Genomic DNA, 22,423 nt, shown 5'->3' with positions numbered 1-22,423 from the left:
AGGTCGGAATGCAGAAATATTTACAGACTATAAAAGTATGTTTTCTAAATCCTGCTTGCCGATAATGGTCATTATTTCAACCGTGTTATTTTGGATTCTAAAATAAATACTGTCAGAACCATAAACACATCTTCTGTAGCCGACTTTAATGTGATTAATTGATTCATAAGAAAATGGCCGCTGAGCGATTGTGTCGAATGACTTAAATAATGCGTTATAGTACTTGTCGGCTTGATTTATACCAAAGTTCTTTACGCCGTAATGATAAATCCTGATGAGATCATCTTTGGCTTCATTACTTAATTTATACTTAGCCATCCAATGAGGATTTTGCTTGTTTAAGGATTTGTTCTTGGTTGTCTTCGGTAAACCCACTTTTTTCAGCTTTTTCCAGTTTTAATTGAATCCAATCAATCTGGGCTTGTTGTTTTCTGGCTTGTCGAATGAGGTCATTAACAAGTTCGCTTTTACTGGAATATTCTTTACTGGCGACCTGATTTTTTAGCCATTGATCATTAGGTGGTGTAAAGGAAATGCTTTGTCTTGACATATGAGTACTCAACGGTTAGTGGTGTTAATATACACCAAAAGTGTATCAGGTGCAAAATATTGCACAATAACATGAGTCTTTCGTAAGGATCTTTGGCTCTTCTGGATATTTTTTAATTGGTGAATTTATGCTTTGCTTTTGTTTGCTGTCGCAAACTGGGGTATCGGGTGGCCAATAGGACGTAGGTCTGTCACGTTAAAAAGGACGAGATAGTGATCAAGTCCGATAACGACGCATCATAGTTGTTATTTAAAAAATTTGTGAAGTTATCGGGTTGCCATAACGGCAATCCGATAACTTCACAATTAAAGTAAACTTACCCCAACATATCCAGCATCAGTTGGTTCATTTTCTGGACGTATTCGGCGGGGTTTTTGAGTTGGCCGCCTTCGGCGAGGAGGGCTTGTTCGTACAACAGTTCGGACCATTGCTTGAATTGCTCGTCGTTGTCCATGTTTTCGATGTGTTTCACCAACGGATGGTTCAGGTTCACTTCCAGCGCCGGTTTCTGGCCGGGCATGGCCTGGCCGGCTTGTTCCATCAGCTTTTGCATGTGGATGGCCATGGCGTGTTCATCCATCACCAGGCAGCTGGCAGAATTCACCAGGCGGGTTGAGGCGGTGACTTCGCTGACATGGTCTTTAAGCTGTTCTGACAGCTTTTTTAGAAAGTCTTTGTCTTCTTCTGACGTTTTATCTTCTTTGTCTTTATCTTCGTCACCCAGGTTAATTTTACCTTTGGCCACGGACTGGAATTGTTTACCGTCATATTCCTGGACATGGCCCATCATCCATTCGTCGATGCGGCTGTGCATCAGCAGAACTTCGATGCCTTTTTCTTTGAATTTCTCTAAGTGCGGCGAGTTTTTCGCGGCCGCATAAGACTCGGCGGTGATAAAGTAAATTTTATCCTGCTTGTCCTGCATGCGACTGATGTAATCATCCAGCGATACATTCTCGGTGGCGTCGTCATTGTGTGTGGAGGCAAAGCGCAATAATTTCAGTACCGCTTCGCGGTTGGAAAAATCTTCCACCACGCCTTCTTTTAAGGTGTCACCGAATTCTTTCCAGAATGTGCCATAGACTTCGCTGTCGTTGGTTTTCTTTTTCAACATGCCCAAGACCCGTTTAACCAGACCTGAGCGGATTTTTTTCAGTAACGGGTTATCCTGTAAAGTTTCGCGCGAGACATTTAAAGGCAAATCGTTGGAGTCCACCACACCTTTAACGAAGCGTAAGTAATTGGGTAACAGTTCTTTCGAGGCATCGGTGATAAAGACCCGTTTAATGTACAGTTTTAAGCCTTCGCGGTCATCGGGATTCTGGAACATGGCGAACGGGGCTTTTTTCGGTACGTATAACAGATTGGTGTAACTTTGCGTACCTTCGATGTGGTTATGGGTCCAGAACGCCGCTTCGTTAAAGTCGTTGCTGATTTGTTTATAAAACGCCTGATAATCCTTGCCTTTGAGGTCACCGGGGTTTTTCTTCCACATTGCGGTGGCGTCATTAACCACTTCATACTCAGGCTCTTTGGCCGGCTTGTCATTACCGTCTTCGTCCTTTTCAGGATAAATGACTTCCAGCATTTTAATCGGGAAAGCCACATGCTCGGAGTATTTTTTTATTAATGAACGCAGGCGGTGGTTGTCAGCGAAATCCGCTTCGTCATCTTGTAAGTGTAAGATGATTTCGGTGCCGTGGCTGTCTTTGCTGATGGGTTCAATGGTGTAATCGTTTTTACCGTCTGAACGCCAGTTCCACGCTTCGTCGGCAGGCGCGCCAGCTTTGCGGGTTTTGATTTCGACTTCTTTGGCGACAATAAACGAGGCGTAAAAACCGACCCCGAACTGGCCGATTAAGTTGGCATCGGCTTTGTCTTTTTTAGCGATGGATTCGAGGTATTTTTTGGTGCCGGAGTTGGCGATGGTGCCGATGTTTTCAATCAACTCATCGTGGCTCATGCCGATGCCGTTATCAGAAACGGTGATGGTTTTGGCCTCTTTGTCGAAGTCCACCTTAATGTGTAAATCTTCGGCATTCAGTTCTTTGTTTTTAATCGCTTCAAAGCGCAATTTATCGCAAGCATCAGATGCATTTGATATTAATTCGCGCAAGAATATGTCTTTGTTCGAATATAGAGAATGAATCACCAGGTCAAGCACCTGATTCACTTCTGCCTGAAATGTGTGTTTTTTGGCTGTTTGGCTCATGATTAATCGTAAAATTTTAGGATGCCAGTAAATTAGGGATGATTGGGTGGTTTTCAAGGCGCAAGCCGGGACAGTCATGTAAAATGTGGGTTTTGTTCATGTTGTACCGATATTATGACGATTAACTGGTTCCCGGGTCATATGCATAAAGCCCAAAAAGAAATTCGGGCTTTGTTGCCGGAGGTGGATTTGGTGATTGAGGTGCTGGATGCGCGGTTACCGTACAGTTCACAAAATCCTTTGCTGGCCAAAATCCGCGGGCATAAGCCGACCATTCAGTTATTAAATAAAGCGGATTTGGCTGATGCCGATGTTACCGGGCAATGGCTGCAGGCTTTTGAACAAGTGGATCAGGCTAAAGCCTATGCCGTCAGTCTGTCTGAACCGGCAGTGATGAAACAGATTCCTGACTGGTGTCGCGCCATGTTTCCGGAGCGTGAAGTCAATAAAAAGCCCATTCAGGTACTGATTATGGGTGTCCCCAATGCCGGTAAATCAACGGTGATTAATGTGATTGCCGAACGCGGCATAGCCACCACTGGTGATGAAGCGGCGGTGACCAAACGACAGCAGCGGATTAAATTACCAAAAAATGTGATTTTGCATGACACCCCAGGAGTTTTATGGCCGCGATTTGATAATCAATACAGCGCCCATCGTTTGGCAATCGCCGGCAGCATTAAATCTTCAGTGGTCGATATGGGGGATTTGGCGCATTTTCTGACTGCATTTTTAGCGGCACATTATCCGCAAGCCATCCAAGAGCGGTTTCAGGTTAGTGTAGATAGCGTCTTCGATACTGCTGATGAGATGGCGGTCTATGAATTAATGGAAGCCATTGCCAAAGCCCGGCATTTTGTCAAAGCCGGTCATCAGGCGGATATGGAGCGTTTTTACCGTCAGTTAATTACCGAATTCAGACAAGGCCAGTTAGGCCGAATTACTTTAGAAACGCCGGCCATGCAAACAAAAGAAGTGGCGGAAGTTGAGCAGATACTGGCCGAAAAAGCCGCCAAAAAAGCCGCGCGAAAACAGCGCTTTAAAAAGAAACGCTAAATGATTGATTATCAACCGCCTGAAACGGCCATTGAAAGGGTGTATGGTGACGACGATATTCTGGTGGTGAATAAACCCGCAGGCTTATTGTCTGTACCGGGGCGGATTTATAAAGATTGTCTCGTTAGTCGGTTACAGGCTGATTTTTCAGGTGTGCGTTGTGTCCATCGTCTGGATATGGAAACCTCCGGTTTAATGGTGCTGGCGCTTAATAAGCCGTCTCAGGTGAATTTAAATAAGCAATTTGAGCAGCGCCGGGTGGATAAACGCTATGTGGCACGGGTTATCGGTCACCCCGAACAAGATTCAGGTGAAATCAATGTGCCATTAATTTGCGACTGGCCTAATCGCCCGAAGCAAAAAGTAGATTTTGACGGCGGTAAGACAGCCCTAACGCACTGGGCGGTTTCTGAAAGAGAAGCGGCGACCACGTTGTTGGACTTAACGCCGGTTACGGGTCGTTCGCATCAGTTGCGGGTGCATTTGTGGTATATGGGTTTACCGATTGTGGCTGATTCGCTTTATCAGCCAGCGGCGATGGACCGGGAGCAAATAAAGCAGATCAAAACAATACAACGCAAAAAGAACCGTCACAGTTTGCATCTGCACAGTACACTTTTACAGTTGATGCATCCGGCTAACGGTGCAATCATGACTTTTGAATCAGCTGTGCCTTTTTAGGCAATTTTAATGAATAACGGCAGAATAGGGTAAAATCAAATATTTAATGAACGATAATAACGTGACTCAGGACAGTGAATATTTTAATCAGGCACGGGGTTTTTTGAGCCAATGGGTGTTGACGCCTGAACAAGCCATGCAGAATCAGTCGCCGCGTCTGGTGTTTTCGCATGTGCCTAAAACCGGTGGTACCACGCTGGAAGCGATTCTTGCAAAAAATTACCGCTTGTCGGATGTGCTGCACCTGAATGCGCCGGAGTTTAAGCGCTATCCTGAGATACTACAATTAAAGAAAAACCCGCCGCGATTTATCTGTGGCCACCATCCCTTGCATTCACCACTTTATCGGCATTTATCGCCTGCGCCGTTGTTTCATCTGACTGTGGTGCGTGAGCCGGTGTCGCGGGTCCTGTCTTACTATAACTATCTGCGGCATAAAACCGACCATCCACTGCATCCACAGGCCTGTGATCTGGATTTGGTGGATTTTGTGGAAAGTGGTGCCAGCCCGGAGTTAAACAATGGTCAGGCGCGCCGATTCAGTGGTTATCTTCACCAGAGTCCACCGGATGACCTGTCCTTGTTTGAAATGGCCCGGGATGTTTTACAGGATAGTTTTTCGCTTGTTGGGACCACGGCGTGCTTTGATGAGACTTTGCTGTTACTGCATCATTTTCTGGGCTTTTCTGATATTTTCTATCAGCGCCGTAATCAATCGCCACAAAGCATAAAGCCCGAGGAATTAAACAATCACCAGCGTTCGGTTATCGGGCGTTATAACCAGGCTGATGCCCATTTATACCGCTACGCCGAAACCCGGCTGAACAAGCTGATATCAGAATATATTTCAGATACATTGATACAAAAATTCTGTGAAGCCAATTCACAAAATCACCAATGGTCAGGATTAATCTGACCGTTTTTACAGTTAATTGGCGTTAAAGAACATTAATTTTCACAGAATTAAGATTCGGAAACGATTGAATCAATTCAATGGGTACATTGTTTTGTTACAATGAGACTTCTGCTAAGGTCCAAGTTAAGAGACCCCGATACAGACACAAGAGGGATATGAATGGATAAAACAACAAACATATTGGTGGATGGTTTTAATCTGGCCTTAAAAAAAGGCTCCGGGATTAAAACCTACGGCATGACCACCCTCGATGCCTATCAGAAATTAGGTTATGACGTCGGGGTGCTCACAGATAATCAGTTTGTCACCGGCGAAAACGCTTTACTGGATGAGGTAAATTTATTTGACCAGGATGAGGTGCGTTTGCATCCCTGGTTAAATTACAAATGGTTGCGCAATCTGCGCGCGGCCAGTTATATGCTGCGATCACGTCAATCACACCGAGTGGTGCCGCATTATGTGGAGCCTGATCCGGATAATTATTTATCCAAAGTCGGTGGTGATAAATACAGCTATATTGAGAATATTCCTGATGTGTTTCATATGGCCAACCGCATGTTTGCGCTGACCAAACGGCTCACCAAAATAAAGCCCACTGAAAAACCGGATATTTTTCACCTGACCACGCCCTGGCCGGTGAAGATACCCGGGGTTAAAACCGTGGTGACCATTCATGATTTAATTCCCTTAAAAATTCCGTTTACCACCCTGGATTTCAAAAAATATTTTTATTATTTGTTTAAACAGGCGGCCGAATCGGCGGATTTGATATTGTCGGTGTCCGAACACACCAAGAAAGACATCATAAATATTTACGGTGTTTCCGAAGATAAAATCAAAGTCACGTACCAATCTTACCGGGCGTCGAAAACGGTCAATCATGACGACGCAAAGACCTATTTAAAAGCCCAAAACCTCACCCCTCAAAAATATATTTTGTTTGTGGGTAATATTGAACCGAAAAAGAACATCAAACAACTGATTCAGGCCATGGCCTATGTCAAGAAAGGCTATAAACTGGCGGTGGTGGGACGCAAAGCCTGGATGCATGAAAGTCAGTTAAAAGGACTCAATAACTTCTTGAAGAAAGATGACTATGTGTTTCTTGATTATGTGCCGGAATATGAGCTGGGTATGTTGTACCAAAACGCCACCTGTCTGGTGATGCCATCGTTATATGAAGGTTTTGGTTTGCCGGTGCTTGAGGCCATGCAACATGATTGTCCGGTGATTTGTTCCAACCGATCGTCTTTGCCGGAAGTGGCCGGTGATGCGGCGATTTATATCGATCCCTACCAATTCGGTGAAATTCGTGATGCCATTAACAGTTTAATTGAACATCCGACTAAACGGGCCGGTATGATTAAAAAAGGCCGGGAGCGGGTGGCCTTTTTTAGCCCTGATAATTATGCCCATCGTTTGGCAAAAGCCTATGAAGGCCTGGTTTAAGCGTCTGTTAAAAAAGGATAAACAACCGGCGTATTACTTTGCCCATATTCCCAAAACCGCCGGTACCAGTCTGATTGTTTTGCTGGACCGCTATTTTGCCCACCAGGATATCATGCCTGAACAGTTATGGCGGCAGGTCAGTGATCTTGCGGCGGTTAAATCTCATAATTACCGCTTTATTCGGGGCCATTTTGGTGGTGGCGGTGCGGCCATGTTGACCCATAGGCCTCTAAAAAAACTGACCATGTTGCGCGACCCGGTTGAATTGTCCTTTTCTACTTATGCATTTATTAAACGCGAAAAAAACACCGTGGTGCATGATTTAGTGGTGGGTGAAGCCCTGAGTTTTGAGGATTTTCTGATCCATCCGGACACTCAGAATCTTGTCAGCAATCGCATGGTGCGTTACCTGTCTTTTGATTTCAAGCACGACCCCAGCGCCCAGGAAGTATTTTTATCACCGCAAACCATTGCGGATTTACAGCCTTTGTTGTCCGGAAACAGCCCCATATTAACGGATGAACAACGTTACCAGCGGGCCAAAAAATGGCTGAATCAAGCCTTATGGTTTGGGGTTTTAGACCGGTTTGATGATGCCATGCGCTTATTGAGTTATCGCATGCGCTGGCCGCCGATGGGTGCCAGTCAGAAACTCAATAAACACATTAAACGACCGGTAATCAGCGATTTGGCAAGACAGCGGGTGTTAGACAATAACCGCCATGACAGTCAACTCTATGACTATGCGCAACAACAATTTGGCAGTCAGTACCGAACCATGCTGAATGCCTTAGATCTGGATGAACTCAGTTCGGAAAAAGCCATTGATGCGGCGCTGGATCAGCATTATCAACGGCATTATGCCCGTCAACACATAATGGCTGAAGCGATTGATTATGATTGTGGTCAGAAATTGCTGGGACAAAACTGGCACCGACGCGAGTGGATTGAGGCAGACAAGGCTTTTTTCAGGTGGTCAGGGCCGACAACGCGCGCCAGTTTGGATTTTTGGGTAAAGCCACATAATTACAAGATAACACTGCATATCATCAATGCTTTGAGCGAATCATTATTAGACGGATTGAAGATTTTCATTAATGACCAGGCCGTTGACTGGTCAAGTAACGACAGTGGTGTGGTACGGACAATACAGTTGAATTGTCCAAAAGCACTGGTTCAAGACAACGGTTTACTGCGGATTGGATTTAAATGTTCTCAGGTTATGTCGCATGCCGAGGCGTTTGGCAGCAATGATCAGCGGCAAGTTGGATTTGCCCTGAAAAAAATTATCATAAAGCGTTAAAATAGGGTGTATGAAACAAAATCCTGTATTTATTGTGGGCCGGTTTCGCAGCGGCACGTCCTATTTCTGGCATATATTTAACCAGCTGGACAGATTCCGTGCCTGGTATGAACCGCTACACCCGCAATTGCCGGCACAAATTAAACACACCGCACCCAAAGCAGATCATGTTTATATTCAGGATTACTGGACTGCTTACCGGGCGTTGGATGATTTGAGTCGCCATCATCGCATTGAGTTTGGCAGTGAGCGCTTGTACCTGACTGCGCAGGACAGTTGGCCGGAATTGCGTCATTACCTGGATTATTTAATCAACGCCAGTGGTGATCGACAGCCGGTTCTGCAGTTTAACCGCATGGATTTTCGATTGCCCTGGTTAACGGGTTTTTACCCGCATGCACAATTGGTGTATTTAAAGCGCGATCCGATACAACTTTGGTGTTCGCAAAGAAAACATATTCCCAAAATCAATCGCAACAATGAATCTTATGCTGATGCCTATGAGTTGATGCAATGGTGCGCTGATCTGGCGCCGTTGCTGCCATTTTTAGCGCCGCAAAAAGAACGGCACGGGTTTTATCGGTTTTATTGTTTGTACCGTTTATCCGTTCTGATGGGAACCTATTATGCGGATGTGGTGATTGACCTGGATGAAGATGTGTTTAACAGTGATAATTATTTATCCAAATTAGCGTTGTTGGATTTTAATGAAAACGAACTTGAAACAGCCCGAACCCTTAAGCATGTGCCCGAAAGCCACGAATTACCCGATCAGGAAGTCGAGATTTTAACCGCAATCATGACTGAAGTGGATGGTTTGTTAGAAACTTCCGGATTGGCTGCCGGGTTTGCAAAACACAGTCTTGCTGAGATTAAACAACAACATGCTGATTTCTGGTCTCAACAAACGTTTAATCCTTCAACGGTGATTGCCGAGCTGACCCAAAGCTGGCATCAGGAACAAATGGAAAAAATCAGCTTATTGGCCGCGTTAAATGAAATGAAAACGCCGCCTTAATATGAATAAACAAAAACGTACCGAAATTTTTAAACGCCTGCGGGACAACAACCCTGAGCCCACCACTGAGCTGGAATACAGCACACCTTTTGAGTTATTGGTGGCGGTGACCTTATCGGCTCAAGCCACCGATGTTGGTGTCAACAAAGCCACCGCCCGATTATTTCCCAAAGCCAATACTCCTGAAGCCATCTTGGCGCTGGGCGAAGAAGGTTTAAAAGATTACATCAAAACCATCGGTTTGTATAATTCCAAAGCCAAGCACATTATCCAGGCTTGTCAGATATTGGTGGATAAATTTGATTCCGTGGTACCTGATAATCGCAAGGATTTAGAATCATTACCGGGTGTCGGTCGTAAAACCGCCAATGTGATTTTGAATACCGCCTTTGATCAGCCGACCATGGCGGTGGACACACATATTTATCGGGTGTCCAATCGCACCAAAATTGCACCCGGTAAAACTGTTTTAGAGGTTGAAAAAAAGTTACTGCGACTGGTGCCCAAAGAATTCCTCAAAGACGCTCACCATTGGCTGATTCTCCACGGCCGTTATGTTTGTAAAGCCCGCAAGCCTTTATGTAAAAAATGCATTATTGTGGATTTATGCGAGTATAAAGACAAAAATCTGGATTAGTGTCGTGCTTTAAACAACTTCAATGGCCTGTTTAATGGTCATCTCATTGGCTGTGATTGCGGACTGATAAGCGATGACTTCGACCCCGGCTTGACGGGCCTGGTCATATAAGTCTGCGTACTTTTGATCGATATGTTTGGCCGCATCAACGGTTTGAATACCGCTGTGTTGCACCAAAAAGAATAGAACGGCGCGGTGACCTTGTTGTTTCATTTCAATCAGCTCGCGTAAATGTTTTTGCCCGCGGGTGGTCACGGCATCGGGAAAAAAGCCGGCACCTTTTTCGAAGTCATCACCGGATTCCAATAAAGTGACGGTTTTAATTTCCACATAACAGTCGGATCTATCCGGGGCAGTCAGCAACAAATCAATGCGGCTGTTTTCATCGCCGTATTTAACTTCCTGTTGTACCTGGGCATAGCCCTGTAATTCATGAATGATACCGTTTTCAATACCTTCCATCACCAGTTGATTGGCCAGATGGGTGTTGATACAAATCATGTGGCCGCCCCGGGTTTCATTAATCACCCAGGTATAGCGGTATTTGCGCTTGGGATTTTCAGAATCCAATAACCAGGCGCTGTCGCCTTCAGCCCAGCAATTTTTCATCGATCCGGTGTTGGGACAATGGGCAGTGAAATCACCCATCTCAGGGTGCGTTACATCGGCCAGAAAGCGTTTATGGCGTTTAATTAAGGTGGTTTTTATAAGCGGGGGATTAAATTTCATAGGTATTCTATCGAAATGGTTTGTAATGAGGCTCATCGGCCAATGCCAGCATATCGGTATCACCGGACGAGTCACCGTAAGCGTAAATATAACTGTAATCATCTAAGGTCAGATGTTTTTTGAGCCGTGTGACTTTTTCAGTCCCATGACAATTAACACCATGTAAGCAGCCATTGATTAACGGACCGGCTTTGTCTAAATGACTGGCAATCAGATCAACCCGGATTTGCTCGGTCCAGGGTTTTAGCCAGTCTTCAACAGAAGCAGAAATAATCACAATTCTGTGCTGCTGTTGTTGATGCCATTGAATCTGTTCTACTGCTTTGGGACGAATAATGGCCGGTAATTGATTGCGGGCATAATCGTTGGCCAAAGCCTCAAATTGTTGCACCGTTAAATGGGATAAATAATGGGCCATAAATAATTGCTTGGCTTTGCTGTTAGAAGTTCTTTTTAACAGGTAAGACAACAGCATCGGGGATTGTTTGATCAGACCACTGTAATAACGGCGATGACCCACGGCAAACTGAATAAAGTCCACCATGCTGTCTTTGTGACTGATGGTGCCGTCGAAATCAAACAAAGCCAGTGTTGATGGTGTGTTCATAAGCCCGGTGTGGTGTATAAACCTTGTGGAAAATAATGAACATCAAACAAGCCGCAAGAAAAAGTGCTGTTGATTTGTTTGGGGCTATAGGCTTTTAGGCGTGCTAAATCCAGTTGGTAATTTGCATCGTGATTGTTCCTGATTAACACAAAATCATATCGCTCATGTTGCCATTGACTGGTACTGATCCAGTTATAGGGTACTAAATCGGGCGTGTATGCGGCGATGGACACCTTGTTTTTGCTTAATAACATGGTGCGTTTGGCATCCCAGTAATGAGCAATCCCCCGTTGAGATTGGGTTGTGCTTATAAATTCATCAAAGCACTGAACCGCCGGCGGGTAATAATTAAATTTGAGCGGTTGTGTTTGTTTGTGCCATACGTTCACACAGAGAACGATGCCAATCACTAACAAACCCACGCGTTGAATCCACAGTGTTAAAACGGATGAGGTGGGCAACAGGATTAACAGCAACGGCAACAATAATAACGGCATAAATAACAACGGAATAAAGTATCTGAAATCAATGGTTAAGTTACTCAAAGCAATCACAGCAATATTTGTGACGCTTATCAATGCCACCGATAAACACAGCATTAAAAAGAATGTGTCTGGGAAGGAACCGGTGAATAAATACTTTGCCAATTGATAAGCCAATAGCCCGTAAAAAACAACAAAAATTAAGGTGTAAACAAAATGGTCGTTGAATAATTGAATAAATAGTCCGGTAATCACCGGCAGATTTTCGACCCAATGCTGGAATCCAAATTGAGGCGAGAATCGGGTGGGGTTGGGTACCCATAAATAATGTAAACTATAGCCCAGGATCAAACCCATAACGAGCAGTACTAAGGACAAGAGAAAAACGCGCTTTGAAATCCTGTTGATTAGGTGCAATACGGATAGGACGACTGTGACTGGTAAAATAAATTGAACAATAAAAAGCTTATCTGCTGCCACTGTTAAGCCAGTCAGGATGATTAAAATGAGGCTCAAGGCGTGACGTTGACCATCAAAATTGAGCCATTGAGCAAACATGTAGAGGCCGATTAAAAGGCTTATAAAAGCGCCAAAATGGTGACCGCTGATAATGGCATGAATGGTTGGATGACCCATGACAGACAAATACAGCAAAGCCAAAACCAAGGTTGTATGTAAGCATGCTTGCGTGCGGCTAAAAAATAGGCGATTTAGGCCATATAGTGCGAGTCCTACCAGCAAACCTTGTAGCAGAGCAAAAATAAATTGAGCCAGATAAGCATCCTGACTTATAACATAGGCAATTAGATACAGGGGTAAATCCGGAAAAAAATAAGGCGCTGGTGGTAAAGTCCAATCTTGCCAGGCCCCATGCTCATACAGCAGATTATTCAGCAAGGCCGGCAAATATAAGCTGTCGGCATTAAACAGCATGCCAAAGCGTTGCAGGTCATGACTGAAATAAATAACCCCGAAATATGCGCAGGTTAGCAAGAACACAAGAAGACTTAATATAAGCCAGGTTTTTGAATAGGGTTTTCGGCTCATAAATCCATTTTCTTAAACTGCCACTCGGGGATGGCGCGGATGATGCGCATAATCCAGGCCCAGATGCCTTTGCTGTAAAGTACGTTTTTATTTTTCTGCTGGGCTTTATAAATGGCTTTGGCGACCTGTTCGGGTTCTGCCGTGAGTTTTTGCGGTAAATCCATATCGGCGGTCATTTGGGTGTTCACAAAGCCCGGCTTAACCGTTAACACATGCACCTTGTCTTGATACAGTCGGTTGCGTAAGCCCGATAAATAGGTGCTAAAACCGGCTTTGGCGGCGCCATACAGGTAATTTTTCTGCCGGCCTCGGTCACCGGCCACGGAGCTGATGCCGATAATAAAGCCCGATTGTCTTTCAGCAAATAAATTGGCCAGAATATTGAGAACAGACACATTGCCCAGCAGATTCTGGTTCATGATTTGTTCGGTTTCTGACCAGTCATTTTCGGCCTGTTGCTGGTCACCTAAATAACCAATCGCTGTTATAACGCCATCGGGTAACTCCGGCAGCTTTGCAACAAACGCCGCATGGCTGTCAAAATCATTGGCATCAAATTCATGGAGGAATACCTTGATGTCGTGTCTAATGGCCAAGTCTTTGGCCAAATCATCCAGTTCGTTGATGGCCCGACCGGCGAGCAATAAATCCCAGCCGTTGGCCGCGTATTGTTGGGCCACGGCCCGGGCGATGTCACTTTTGGCACCAAGTATAAGTAATGAAGACATGGTTATAAGCCTACTCGTAAAGATTGTGCGGAATTAAAGTGCCGGTGCATGTTATGCGTCCGACGAAATTGTCTGAATTGGTCAATGTTCGGGTAACCGCGCTCAAACACCTCTTGGGAAACACGGGCATCTTTGGCCAGATAAAAGCGGCCGCGGTGTGTTAAGACAAGTTGATCCAGTTTTTTCAACAGTGGGAACAGTTTATCCTGAATTTTAAAATCCAGCGCCAAGCTGTAACCTTCCAATGGGAAGGACAGCCAGTTGTTGTTTTCTTTGCCATGGAGTTTTAAAACGGCTAAAAAAGAGCCTTGTCCAGCATCGGCAATGGTTTTTAGAATTTCTTGCAGCCCCTCGAAACTGGTGTCTTTGGGCAGGATAAACTGATACTGGATAAAGCCTTTGTGGCCATACATGCGGTTCCAGCGCTGAATACCGTCCAGGGGGTAAAAAAATCGTTCATAATGAACCCGTTCGGTCTTAACCGGTTGTCGTTGGCGGTGATAATATAAGGTGTTAAAAAGTTGAATGGTCCAGGCGTTGAGCATAAAGCTCGGAAACCAGCGGGGCATGGTGCGTGCTTTTTTTCTGGCCAATGCGATGGGCCCGTCTTCTGAAAACTCACCCAGACTGACTAAACTTCGTCCCAGGGATTTGTTTTTCGCATAACAGTCAATCCAGGCCACTGAATAGGGACTGGATTGGTTGTGTTCAAAGACCGCAAAGGTTTCTTCTAAGTTTTGGGTTTTGTGGGTGGTTTGATTAATTTCTGTGGATGCAATGGCTTTGAGCTGAATGGTGGCCGATAAAATAATCCCGGTTAAACCCATACCGCCACAGGTGGCGCGGAATAAATCGGTTTCAAGGTTTTGGTTACAACGAACGGTGGTGCCGTCAGACGTTAACAAATACAGATCGGTAACATAAGCACTAAAACACCCGGCTTGGTGGTGGTTTTTACCATGCACATCAGCCGCAATGGCCCCACCGAGGGTGATAAAACGGGTGCCGGGTGTGACCGGCAAAAACCAGCCTTTGGGCACAATGACCTTAAGAATCTCATCTAAGATGACTCCCGCCTGACAAGTCAGTAAACCTTGTTGGGTATCAAAATCAATAAAATAATTCTGGGCTTTGCGACAGTCGATAATGCACTCACTTAAGGCACTGTCACCATAACTGCGGCCATTGCCAAAAGCGATGGTTTTGGGGTTATCGTTGTTGCGAATAAAGCGATGTAAATCTGCTTGTGTGCGGGGTGTAAAAACGCTGTGCTGTAATGCCGGAAAGCGGCCCCAGCCACTTAATTGTTGGCTATTGGCTCTAGGCATGGTGAGTTTCGTGTTGCTTAAAACTGAACAGGCTGTGGCCAATAAAACTGGTGATCGCCGGTACCGCTATGCCGCAGGCATGGGCCATGGCTTCGGGATAAAAAGTAATGTTCAATATTGGAAACACGGTGTTGGCGAGAAATAGGCTGATAATGAGGGTCTGTGCAATCGCTAACACGTTCACAATCGTGAAATACATCAGCTGTTTTTTCACCGATTGTGTCGATGGTTCGAACACACAGGTTTTAAATAATATAAACGCCACCACCATGCCGGTCAGATAAGCGCAGACAATGGCCACCGGATAACTGAACACAGTGCTGTATAAAAATCGGCTGCCAAAATTCACCAAAGCCGCCAGTCCGCCGGTAAGCAAAAACAAAATAAAGCGTTTTGAAAAAAAATCGGTGCGCATTATGGGTGTGCGGCAAAAAAGTAAATCAGCAAATAACTGACCAACCAACCTGCAATGGTCAGCTGGATGAACCCATCATACATCAGTACCCGGGTCGGGCTGCTGCTTTTTTGATCCACAAAGGTAATTTGCATGTACCTTAAAATCCCTAAAATCACAAACACTGCGGTTAAATAAACATGCTGAGTTCCAAAACGATTCATCACTTCCGGTGTAATGGTGTATTGAATGTAGCCGATAATAATCACCGCCGACATCAGCACCATGGCGGCATTGATAAACTCCAGATTATAGCCATCAATGTTTTTGCGGGTGGCCTGACCTTGTTGTTGCAGTAAAACATCATCCCGCCGTTTGGCAAAACCTAAGAAAATCGCCAATAAAAAGGTCATGATAATTATCCACATGGACAAAGGTTGATTTAAAAACACATTGCCGGCAAATAAGCGCAACACAAAACCAATTGCAATGATAAAAATATCAATAATCGGCACATGTTTCAGACCCAGTGAATAGGCGATGTTCATCAAAAAATACAGAGCCAACACGTAAAATAAGTCGGTCTGCAAAAAAAAAGCGCCACCCAACGCCACAACACCTAAGCTCATAAATAAAAACCAGGCGGTTTTTGCGCTCACGGCCCCTGAGGCAATCGGACGGTTTTGCTTGCTGGGGTGCCGGCGGTCCTCAGCAACATCATTGAGGTCATTAAACACATAAATGCTGCTGGCCACCAAACAAAAAAGCCCAAAACCCATCAGTGTCTGCCAGAGAATGTCCGCCTCAAAGGCAAAAGCAAAAAACAAAGGCGCAAACACAAACAAGTTTTTTAACCACTGGTGAGGTCTGATCAGGCTGATTAAATTGTTCATAGGCATTAAGTCAAATTTCCAGACAATTCTTTAAAAGGATTTTTTACTGATTTTTTTATGCCATTGATTGATCATCGGTAGGGTGGCTGAGCCGTACCAAGGTATCAGTTCCATACGCAGGCGACCGGCCTTTATGGCAGGGTCAGTTTCGGTAAGTTGTTTGGCGGCTTCGACCGTGGCGACATCAAACACATAAATACCGCGTAAATCCTGTTCATTGGGCATAAAGGGACCGGCCAGCACCAGTTGGCCCGCTTCAGCTAGGCGGCGGATATTGGCCAGATGGGCCTGTTGGAGCTGCTGTGCGGTTTCTTGGTCCTGATCCTGGTTGGGACCGGGTTTCAGCAGTGCCAACACATAGATTTTCATGCCATAATCATCCGCCCCTAAAGATTGAGCAAGTTCAGCGTCATAATCCTGTTGCGCCACCGACAGGTTCGTCATCAGCAATAAAACCATGACATCAATTATTTTCATTTTATTCACTCCTAATTATTATTCGGCAGGGTAATTTTAGGCACCCGGTTAAACCAGCGTTCAAATGCCAGCGCCGCCTGGTGATGCAACATACCCAAACCCGCAAAAGTTTTGGTGACACCCAGTTGCATGGCTTTCTTGAGAAAAGGTTGGGCGGCCTCACCATAGGATAAATCATACACGATGGTGTGTGGTTTTATCCACTCAGGATGTAATGGTGGTGACTGGCCGTGATGACCTAAAGAGGTGCCGTTGATCAAAACATCAAAAGCATGCGTCGTGTCATCTTTGATTAACACGTCACAGTTTCCTGACCGGGCAGCCAGTTGCCGGGCTTTTTCAATGGTGCGGTTATAAATACGGATGTGTTCGGGTTTTGTGGCTAACAGAGCCGGCAGAATACCTTTGACCGCACCACCGGCACCCAGAATTAAAATCCGTTGGTTGTGTGTTTGGATTTGTTTTTGTTTGAAATCATTGACCAGACCCGCACCGTCGGTGTTATCGCCCCACAATTGACCGTCTTTGATAAATAAGGTATTAACAACAGCGGCTTGTTGTGCCCGTTCGGTGAGCTGATCGGTGACGGCCAGTGCCGCTTGTTTGTGGGGTATGGTGATGTTGGCGCCGTGGCCGCCGCTGTTAAAAAAATCATTAATCCGTGATCTTAGTTCGGCGGCACTGACTTGAATCAGTTGATAATCAATGTCGAACCCAAATTGTTGCGCAAATCCTTGGTGAATCTGCGGCGATAAGCTGTGTTTAACCGGGTCACCGAATAAAGCCAACTGGTATGTCATGAAGCATCCAGCCAATGAATCACCCGATCGGCGTAATAGGTCAAAATGGCGTCACAGCCGGCGCGTTTAAAGCACAGCAGAGATTCCATCACAGCACCTTTTTCATCTAAAAAGCCGTTGTTGATGGCGCTTTGCAGCATGGCGTATTCACCGGATACCTGATAGGCGCAAATCGGCACATTAAAATAATCTTTGGCGGTTTTAATAATATCGAGGTACGGCATGCCGGGTTTAATCATCACCATATCGGCACCTTCATCAATGTCCATTTGAATTTCATCAATGGCTTCGCGGGCATTACCGGGATTCATCTGGTAGGTTTCTTTTGAACTTTTGCCGAGATTCCCGGCTGAGCCCACCGCGTCGCGGAAGGGTCCGTAAAACACTGAGGCGTATTTGGCTGAATAGGCCAGAATGCCCACATTGTGACGTTTTTTCTGCTCAAAAGCGGCGCGGATTTCACCTATACGGCCGTCCATCATATCCGAAGGTGCCACCATATCAGCACCGGCGTCGGCGTGAGACTGTGCCTGCATCACCAGGGCTTTGATGGTCACATCATTCAAAATTTGCCCCTGGTCGTTAATGATGCCGTCCTGACCATGAGAAGTATAAGGATCTAAGGCCACATCGGTGATTACCAACAAATTCGGAATTTCTGATTTGATGGTTTTGACCGCTTTTTGGACCAGGCCTTCGGGGTTCCAGGCCTCTGAGGCGTCATCGGATTTAAAAGCCTTGTCCACCACCGGAAATAAAGCCACTGCGTTAAGACCTTTATCCACCAGTTTATGTAATTTATCCAATAAAAGATCAACACTCATGCGCTGGACGCCGGGCATGGATTGAACCTGCTCAGAACGATTAAAGCCGTCCAGGATAAAAACCGGCCAGATGAGGTCATCGGCACTGAGTCGGTGTTCTTGCGACAAATTTCTGATTGACTGGTTTTGCCGTAACCGCCGTTTACGGGTGTGGGGGAAATACATGTCTTTTCAAGCTTTTGGAAACAAAGGTGATAGTTTAGTGAATTTAAGTTAAAATTTCAGCCTTTATCAAACGACCGAAATATGGCTGTTATCATTAAAACGCCTGAACAAATTGAGAAAATGCGCGCTGCCGGCCGGGATGCAGCTGCGGTTTTGGACATGATTGGCCCTTATGTACAACCGGGTGTGTCCACACTGGAACTGGATGAACGCTGTCACCGGTTTATTGTGGAAGAACAAGGCAATATTCCGGCGCCCTTAAATTATCGTGGATTCCCAAAATCTATCTGCACATCTGTGAATCAGGTGATTTGTCACGGTATTCCGAGTGCTGACCGAATTTTGAAAGACGGTGATATCATCAACATTGATGTCACCGTGATTAAAGACGGCTGGCACGGTGACACTTCACGGATGTTTTTTGTGGGTGAACCCAAACAACGCGCCAAACGCTTGGTTGAAGTCACCTATGAAGCGATGAAAATGGGTATTGAAATGGTCAAGCCCGGTGTTCAACTGGGAGATATTGGTGCGGTCATTCAGGCCCACGCCCTCAAAAACCGATACGCTGTGGTGTACGAGTACTGTGGTCACGGCATCGGACAGACCTTTCATGAGGATCCGCAGGTATTACATTATGGGCGTCCGGGTACCGGTCTGGTGTTGGAAAAGGGCATGACCTTTACCATTGAACCGATGATTAACCTCGGTAAACGACACAGCAAATTATTATCTGACGGCTGGACCGTGGTGACTAAAGACCGATCCTTATCGGCACAATGGGAACATACGTTGGCGGTCACCGATGATGGTTTTGATGTGCTCACTGAATCGCCTAATTTTCCACTTTAACCATGGCTCTGCTGGCGCCACCGGATCATGCGGAAGAATACCTCAACATTATCGCCCTGGATACGGTTGAGGACGATGATTATCTGGCGGTTTTAAAACAGCTTTTACAACAGGCCGAAGAAAAAATCAACGCCGATTTTTATCGCTGGCACAACATCACACGTTTGGTCAAAACCCGTGCCTGGCTTGTAGAGCAATTCGTTTTAGAATTATGGTTACGCTGCGATTTACATCATCATGACCTGACTCTGGTGGCGGTCGGCGGCTTTGGCCGTGGTGATTTACAGCCTTTTTCTGATGTTGATTTGCTGATTTTATTTGATCAGGTCTTGCCGGAAGAAGCGGTCAGTCTGTTTATTCAGAACCTGTGGGATTTAGGCCTCGATGTGGGACATGCGGTGCGTACCGTGGCGGAAACGGTTCAATTGGCCGCGCAAAATATTGTGGTCGCGACTAATCTCATGGAAAGCCGTTTTTTGCGCGGCAACCCAAAATTGTACCGGGACATGATGACTTTAACCGGTGATCAGCGGATGTGGTCAGGCCGTGATTTTTTTCAGGCCAAATACGCCGAACAGCAGGAGCGTCATCGCAAATGTGGCGGCAGTGCTTATAACCTCGAACCCAATATAAAGGAAGGACCGGGTGGTTTGCGTGACATCCAAATGGTCACCTGGGTGGCACAACGGCATTTTCATGTGCAATCCATGCACGGTTTGGTGGATGTGGGTTTTTTACACCCCGATGAATACATTCGCTTACAAAAAGGCTTGCGTAAGTTGTGGAAAATTCGCTTTGCTTTACATCTTTTGGCCGGGCGAAAAGAAGACCGGTTATTGTTTGATTACCAGAAACAATTGGCCGTGGTGTTTGGTTATCAGGACGATGATGAATCCCTGGGCGTGGAAAAATTCATGCAGAATTATTACCGCAACGCGATGTATTTAGAGCAACTCAATATGCGTTTATTGCAGTTGTTTAAGGAGAATATTCTGCAGGGTGATGAAGACAAACAAGTGACCCTTATCAATGATGAATTTTCCATTATTAACGGTTTTTTGGAAGTCAACGACCGACAGGTGTTTCTGGATCGTCCGGCGGCCTTATTTGAACTGTTCCACCATTATCAGCAAAACCCCAATGTCTATGGTATCCGTGCCAACACCCAACGGTATGTGAGCATGAGTTTACATTTGATTAACGATGAATTTCGTCATGATGAATCGGTTAAAGCCATTTTTCTGGCAATTTTTAAACATAAAAACCTGGTGTTCAATCAATTAAACCTGATGAATGCTCTGGGGGTTTTGGGTCAGTTTTTACCGGTTTTTGGTCGCATTGTTGGGCGCATGCAATACGACCTGTTCCATATGTACACCGTTGATCAACATACCTTATTTGTGGTGCGCAATATCCGGCAAATTTTTCTTAACGATGAGGTCCACCCGCTGGCGCATAAAGTAGCTGATCAATTCAAACGTCCATATGTTCTCCATTTGGCGGGATTTTTCCATGACATCGGCAAAGGCCGTGGCGGTGACCATTCAGAAATCGGGGCCGGCGAAGCGCGTTTATTTGCCGAAGAGTTTAAATTACCCAAAGCCGATGGACAATTACTCGAATGGCTGGTGAGGCACCATCTGGTGATGTCGGTGGTGGCCCAGAAGCAGGACATCAATGATCCGGCGGTTATACAACGTTTTGCTGAGCTGGTGCGGCGTCAACGTTATTTGGATGCCTTGTATATTTTAACCATAGCCGATATTGAAGGCACTGATCCCAAATTATGGAATTCCTATAAAGACAGTCTCCTCAGTGAATTGTACTTGCGCACCACGGTGCATTTGGACAGTTCCCAACAGGCCGACGCAGTGGCGCAAGGTAAATCAGAAGCCCGGGAATTAATTTCCGAAGCGCAAATACCGGCGATTGAGTCTTTATGGCAGAAAATACCCGAACGTTTTTTTGATTACGCCACGCCTGAGCAGGTCGCGGCAGTGAGTATGGCGATTGTGGCGAATCTGGGGCGCGATACGGTGTGTGTGACCGACCGCCATGATGATGGTTTTGAGGTGATGCTGTATGGCGAGAACCAATTGGGTTTATTTCATCAGGTGGTGGAAGTGTTTTCCAATCATCACATCAGTGTGGTCAATGCCCGTATTTTTAGTGGCAGTGACGGCCGTATTCTGGATCATTTTCACTGTCTGGGTGAGTATGATCAAGAATTATTGACCCACATTGAAGCGGCGTTGTTAACCGCGCTTAAAACACCGGTGAAAGAAATTCGTAAGCGCGATATGGTGGCCACCCGTCGTGAACGGCTGTTTATCGAAATGCCGGAAATCACCTTTACCCGAGGTCGTGATGACAGTGAAACCCGGGTCGATGTAAAATGTTCTGACCACGATGGCTTGCTGGTCAATTTGACCCGGATTTTCGTGTCCCACGGCATTGATATGCAAGCGGCAAAAATTGCCACTTTTGGCAACCGCGCTGAAGATGTGTTTTGGTTATCTGTGAATCAAAAAGCCTTACCCGTCAAGTTACAACAAACCATTGCTGCTGAGTTTAAATCTTTGCTCAGTGATTTATCCGCAGACAGTCATTGAATCAGCTTGCTGCCGGCTTGTTGTAATTGTTTTTCATCGATTTCACTGGGTGGGATACTGATGCCTTTTTGTACTTGCGGTCGCGTGGCAATCGCAGCGACCCAGCGTTTGAGGTTTTTAAAAGGCTCAATGTCCACGCCGGACCATTCATGGGTGTGTACCCAGCACCAGTTGGCGATATCTGCAATCGAATAATCACCGGCCAGGTAATCTCGGTTTTCCAATTGTTTATCCAGCACCGAAAAAAGTCGGTTGACTTCTTTTTGATAGCGTTCAATGGCGGCGGGTATCTTTTCAGGGAAATAACGGTAAAATACATTGGCCTGGCCCATCATCGGACCGATGCCGCCCATCTGAAACATCAGCCACTGAATTACCCGTGAACGCGCCTTGGTTTCCGTGGGTAAAAACCGACCAAATTTGTCGGCCAGATAAATCATGATGGCTCCGCTTTCAAACACCGCAAAGTCATCGTTATCGGTGTCAACAATCGCCGGGATACGGCCGTTGGGATTAATGGCCAGAAAGCGTTCGGATTTTTGTTCGTTTTGATTAAAATCAATCACGTGAACTTCGTAATCAACACCCAATTCTTCCAATAAGACAGAAATTTTGTGGCCATTGGGGGTGGCCGCTGTGTAAAGTTTAATCATGGTTTTTAGC

Annotated in this window: 23 protein-coding genes; 9 read left to right on the top strand and 14 right to left on the bottom strand. The window is 45.6% G+C overall.

What is annotated here, in order from left to right:
* Window positions 1-27: 27 nt before the first annotated feature.
* The 3 genes from IEV16_RS08105 to htpG form a co-directional block, all read right to left on the bottom strand.
* Window positions 28-318 carry a type II toxin-antitoxin system RelE/ParE family toxin gene (locus IEV16_RS08105; RefSeq protein WP_188365183.1) on the bottom strand — a complete coding sequence of 97 codons (291 nt, stop codon included), beginning with the start codon at window positions 316-318 and terminating at the stop codon, window positions 28-30.
* Window positions 311-550, bottom strand: a complete 240-nt coding sequence (locus tag IEV16_RS08100) for a ribbon-helix-helix domain-containing protein (protein ID WP_188365182.1) — start codon at window positions 548-550, stop codon at window positions 311-313. The genes IEV16_RS08105 and IEV16_RS08100 overlap by 8 nt, the downstream gene beginning before the upstream one ends.
* 316 nt (window positions 551-866) lie before the next feature.
* Window positions 867-2,762 (bottom strand): molecular chaperone HtpG, encoded by a 1,896-nt coding sequence (htpG, locus tag IEV16_RS08095; RefSeq protein WP_188365181.1) that lies wholly within the window; start codon window positions 2,760-2,762, stop codon window positions 867-869.
* A gap of 114 nt (window positions 2,763-2,876) precedes the next feature.
* Between htpG and ylqF the strand changes: the two genes are divergently transcribed.
* From ylqF to nth, 7 genes are all read left to right on the top strand, one after another.
* Complete coding sequence (gene ylqF, locus IEV16_RS08090; protein WP_188365180.1) at window positions 2,877-3,818, top strand: ribosome biogenesis GTPase YlqF; 942 nt, start codon at window positions 2,877-2,879, stop codon at window positions 3,816-3,818.
* Window positions 3,819-4,499, top strand: a complete 681-nt coding sequence (locus IEV16_RS08085; RefSeq protein ID WP_188365179.1) for an RluA family pseudouridine synthase — start codon at window positions 3,819-3,821, stop codon at window positions 4,497-4,499.
* Window positions 4,500-4,545: 46 nt separating this feature from the next.
* Complete coding sequence (locus tag IEV16_RS08080) at window positions 4,546-5,415, top strand: sulfotransferase family 2 domain-containing protein (RefSeq protein WP_188365178.1); 870 nt, start codon at window positions 4,546-4,548, stop codon at window positions 5,413-5,415.
* 159 nt (window positions 5,416-5,574) lie between these two features.
* On the top strand, window positions 5,575-6,864 hold the full coding sequence (locus IEV16_RS08075; protein WP_188365177.1) for a glycosyltransferase family 4 protein: 1,290 nt from the start codon (window positions 5,575-5,577) through the stop codon (window positions 6,862-6,864).
* Window positions 6,848-8,167, top strand: coding sequence for a sulfotransferase family 2 domain-containing protein (locus IEV16_RS08070; RefSeq protein ID WP_188365176.1), 1,320 nt, complete (start codon window positions 6,848-6,850; stop codon window positions 8,165-8,167). Before IEV16_RS08075 ends, IEV16_RS08070 begins: the two co-directional genes overlap by 17 nt.
* Before the next feature lie 10 nt (window positions 8,168-8,177).
* Window positions 8,178-9,185 (top strand): sulfotransferase, encoded by a 1,008-nt coding sequence (locus tag IEV16_RS08065; protein WP_188365175.1) that lies wholly within the window; start codon window positions 8,178-8,180, stop codon window positions 9,183-9,185.
* Window position 9,186: 1 nt separating this feature from the next.
* Complete coding sequence (gene nth, locus IEV16_RS08060) at window positions 9,187-9,822, top strand: endonuclease III (RefSeq protein WP_188365174.1); 636 nt, start codon at window positions 9,187-9,189, stop codon at window positions 9,820-9,822.
* A 9-nt stretch (window positions 9,823-9,831) separates the two neighbouring features.
* On the opposite strand, the gene sfsA is transcribed toward nth, so the two are convergent.
* Genes sfsA through hemB form a run of 10 tightly spaced genes read right to left on the bottom strand, consistent with a single transcriptional unit; the run spans window position 9,832 to window position 18,296 of the window.
* Window positions 9,832-10,551, bottom strand: coding sequence for a DNA/RNA nuclease SfsA (gene sfsA, locus IEV16_RS08055; RefSeq protein ID WP_188365173.1), 720 nt, complete (start codon window positions 10,549-10,551; stop codon window positions 9,832-9,834).
* A gap of 7 nt (window positions 10,552-10,558) precedes the next feature.
* Entirely contained in the window at window positions 10,559-11,158 is a 600-nt protein-coding gene (locus IEV16_RS08050; protein WP_188365172.1) for an HAD-IB family hydrolase, read from the bottom strand.
* On the bottom strand, window positions 11,155-12,687 hold the full coding sequence (locus IEV16_RS08045) for a hypothetical protein (RefSeq protein WP_188365171.1): 1,533 nt from the start codon (window positions 12,685-12,687) through the stop codon (window positions 11,155-11,157). Before IEV16_RS08045 ends, IEV16_RS08050 begins: the two co-directional genes overlap by 4 nt.
* On the bottom strand, window positions 12,684-13,415 hold the full coding sequence (locus IEV16_RS08040; protein ID WP_188365170.1) for an SDR family oxidoreductase: 732 nt from the start codon (window positions 13,413-13,415) through the stop codon (window positions 12,684-12,686). The genes IEV16_RS08045 and IEV16_RS08040 overlap by 4 nt, the downstream gene beginning before the upstream one ends.
* 2 nt (window positions 13,416-13,417) lie before the next feature.
* On the bottom strand, window positions 13,418-14,743 hold the full coding sequence (locus tag IEV16_RS08035; protein WP_188365169.1) for an FAD-binding oxidoreductase: 1,326 nt from the start codon (window positions 14,741-14,743) through the stop codon (window positions 13,418-13,420).
* Window positions 14,736-15,158, bottom strand: a complete 423-nt coding sequence (locus IEV16_RS08030; RefSeq protein ID WP_188365168.1) for a GtrA family protein — start codon at window positions 15,156-15,158, stop codon at window positions 14,736-14,738. Before IEV16_RS08030 ends, IEV16_RS08035 begins: the two co-directional genes overlap by 8 nt.
* Complete coding sequence (locus tag IEV16_RS08025) at window positions 15,158-16,030, bottom strand: UbiA prenyltransferase family protein (RefSeq protein ID WP_188365167.1); 873 nt, start codon at window positions 16,028-16,030, stop codon at window positions 15,158-15,160. The genes IEV16_RS08030 and IEV16_RS08025 overlap by 1 nt, the downstream gene beginning before the upstream one ends.
* A 30-nt stretch (window positions 16,031-16,060) precedes the next feature.
* A complete protein-coding gene (locus IEV16_RS08020; protein ID WP_188365166.1) occupies window positions 16,061-16,507 on the bottom strand; it encodes a YciI family protein in 447 nt (148 codons plus the stop codon).
* 11 nt (window positions 16,508-16,518) lie between these two features.
* Window positions 16,519-17,307, bottom strand: coding sequence for a shikimate dehydrogenase (aroE, locus tag IEV16_RS08015; RefSeq protein ID WP_188365165.1), 789 nt, complete (start codon window positions 17,305-17,307; stop codon window positions 16,519-16,521).
* Complete coding sequence (gene hemB / locus IEV16_RS08010) at window positions 17,304-18,296, bottom strand: porphobilinogen synthase (protein WP_188365164.1); 993 nt, start codon at window positions 18,294-18,296, stop codon at window positions 17,304-17,306. Before hemB ends, aroE begins: the two co-directional genes overlap by 4 nt.
* An 81-nt stretch (window positions 18,297-18,377) precedes the next feature.
* Here hemB and map point away from each other — a divergent pair, with 81 nt between their 5' ends.
* Together map and glnD are read left to right on the top strand one after the other, a co-directional pair.
* Window positions 18,378-19,148 (top strand): type I methionyl aminopeptidase, encoded by a 771-nt coding sequence (map, locus tag IEV16_RS08005; protein ID WP_188365163.1) that lies wholly within the window; start codon window positions 18,378-18,380, stop codon window positions 19,146-19,148.
* A gap of 2 nt (window positions 19,149-19,150) precedes the next feature.
* Complete coding sequence (gene glnD / locus IEV16_RS08000) at window positions 19,151-21,760, top strand: [protein-PII] uridylyltransferase (RefSeq protein ID WP_188365162.1); 2,610 nt, start codon at window positions 19,151-19,153, stop codon at window positions 21,758-21,760.
* Here the strand turns inward: glnD and IEV16_RS07995 are convergent.
* Entirely contained in the window at window positions 21,754-22,413 is a 660-nt protein-coding gene (locus IEV16_RS07995) for a glutathione S-transferase family protein (protein WP_188365161.1), read from the bottom strand. The two genes, glnD and IEV16_RS07995, sit on opposite strands and share 7 nt — an antisense overlap.
* Window positions 22,414-22,423: the final 10 nt, after the last annotated feature.

The sequence above is a fragment of the Marinicella pacifica genome, assembly GCF_014636635.1.
GTDB classification, from domain to species: domain Bacteria; phylum Pseudomonadota; class Gammaproteobacteria; order Xanthomonadales; family Marinicellaceae; genus Marinicella; species Marinicella pacifica.
Note: the sequence above shows the minus strand (reverse complement) of the source record. Positions and strands in the feature narration are given on the sequence as shown.

Excerpts from the sequence above, each read along its gene's own strand:
- nth (WP_188365174.1), top strand. The coding sequence starts at position 9,187 with ATGAATAAACAAAAACGTACCGAAATTTTTAAACGCCTGCGGGACAAC.
- IEV16_RS08050 (WP_188365172.1), bottom strand. The coding sequence starts at position 11,158 with ATGAACACACCATCAACACTGGCTTTGTTTGATTTCGACGGCACCATC.
- sfsA (WP_188365173.1), bottom strand. The coding sequence starts at position 10,551 with ATGAAATTTAATCCCCCGCTTATAAAAACCACCTTAATTAAACGCCAT.
- IEV16_RS08045 (WP_188365171.1), bottom strand. The coding sequence starts at position 12,687 with ATGAGCCGAAAACCCTATTCAAAAACCTGGCTTATATTAAGTCTTCTT.
- hemB (WP_188365164.1), bottom strand. The coding sequence starts at position 18,296 with ATGTATTTCCCCCACACCCGTAAACGGCGGTTACGGCAAAACCAGTCA.
- IEV16_RS08020 (WP_188365166.1), bottom strand. The coding sequence starts at position 16,507 with ATGAAAATAATTGATGTCATGGTTTTATTGCTGATGACGAACCTGTCG.
- map (WP_188365163.1), top strand. The coding sequence starts at position 18,378 with ATGGCTGTTATCATTAAAACGCCTGAACAAATTGAGAAAATGCGCGCT.
- glnD (WP_188365162.1), top strand. The coding sequence starts at position 19,151 with ATGGCTCTGCTGGCGCCACCGGATCATGCGGAAGAATACCTCAACATT.
- IEV16_RS08030 (WP_188365168.1), bottom strand. The coding sequence starts at position 15,158 with ATGCGCACCGATTTTTTTTCAAAACGCTTTATTTTGTTTTTGCTTACC.
- IEV16_RS08080 (WP_188365178.1), top strand. The coding sequence starts at position 4,546 with ATGAACGATAATAACGTGACTCAGGACAGTGAATATTTTAATCAGGCA.
- IEV16_RS08100 (WP_188365182.1), bottom strand. The coding sequence starts at position 550 with ATGTCAAGACAAAGCATTTCCTTTACACCACCTAATGATCAATGGCTA.
- IEV16_RS08040 (WP_188365170.1), bottom strand. The coding sequence starts at position 13,415 with ATGTCTTCATTACTTATACTTGGTGCCAAAAGTGACATCGCCCGGGCC.
- IEV16_RS08085 (WP_188365179.1), top strand. The coding sequence starts at position 3,819 with ATGATTGATTATCAACCGCCTGAAACGGCCATTGAAAGGGTGTATGGT.
- ylqF (WP_188365180.1), top strand. The coding sequence starts at position 2,877 with ATGACGATTAACTGGTTCCCGGGTCATATGCATAAAGCCCAAAAAGAA.
- IEV16_RS08075 (WP_188365177.1), top strand. The coding sequence starts at position 5,575 with ATGGATAAAACAACAAACATATTGGTGGATGGTTTTAATCTGGCCTTA.
- IEV16_RS08035 (WP_188365169.1), bottom strand. The coding sequence starts at position 14,743 with ATGCCTAGAGCCAATAGCCAACAATTAAGTGGCTGGGGCCGCTTTCCG.
- htpG (WP_188365181.1), bottom strand. The coding sequence starts at position 2,762 with ATGAGCCAAACAGCCAAAAAACACACATTTCAGGCAGAAGTGAATCAG.
- IEV16_RS07995 (WP_188365161.1), bottom strand. The coding sequence starts at position 22,413 with ATGATTAAACTTTACACAGCGGCCACCCCCAATGGCCACAAAATTTCT.
- IEV16_RS08070 (WP_188365176.1), top strand. The coding sequence starts at position 6,848 with ATGAAGGCCTGGTTTAAGCGTCTGTTAAAAAAGGATAAACAACCGGCG.
- IEV16_RS08065 (WP_188365175.1), top strand. The coding sequence starts at position 8,178 with ATGAAACAAAATCCTGTATTTATTGTGGGCCGGTTTCGCAGCGGCACG.
- aroE (WP_188365165.1), bottom strand. The coding sequence starts at position 17,307 with ATGACATACCAGTTGGCTTTATTCGGTGACCCGGTTAAACACAGCTTA.
- IEV16_RS08025 (WP_188365167.1), bottom strand. The coding sequence starts at position 16,030 with ATGAACAATTTAATCAGCCTGATCAGACCTCACCAGTGGTTAAAAAAC.
- IEV16_RS08105 (WP_188365183.1), bottom strand. The coding sequence starts at position 318 with ATGGCTAAGTATAAATTAAGTAATGAAGCCAAAGATGATCTCATCAGG.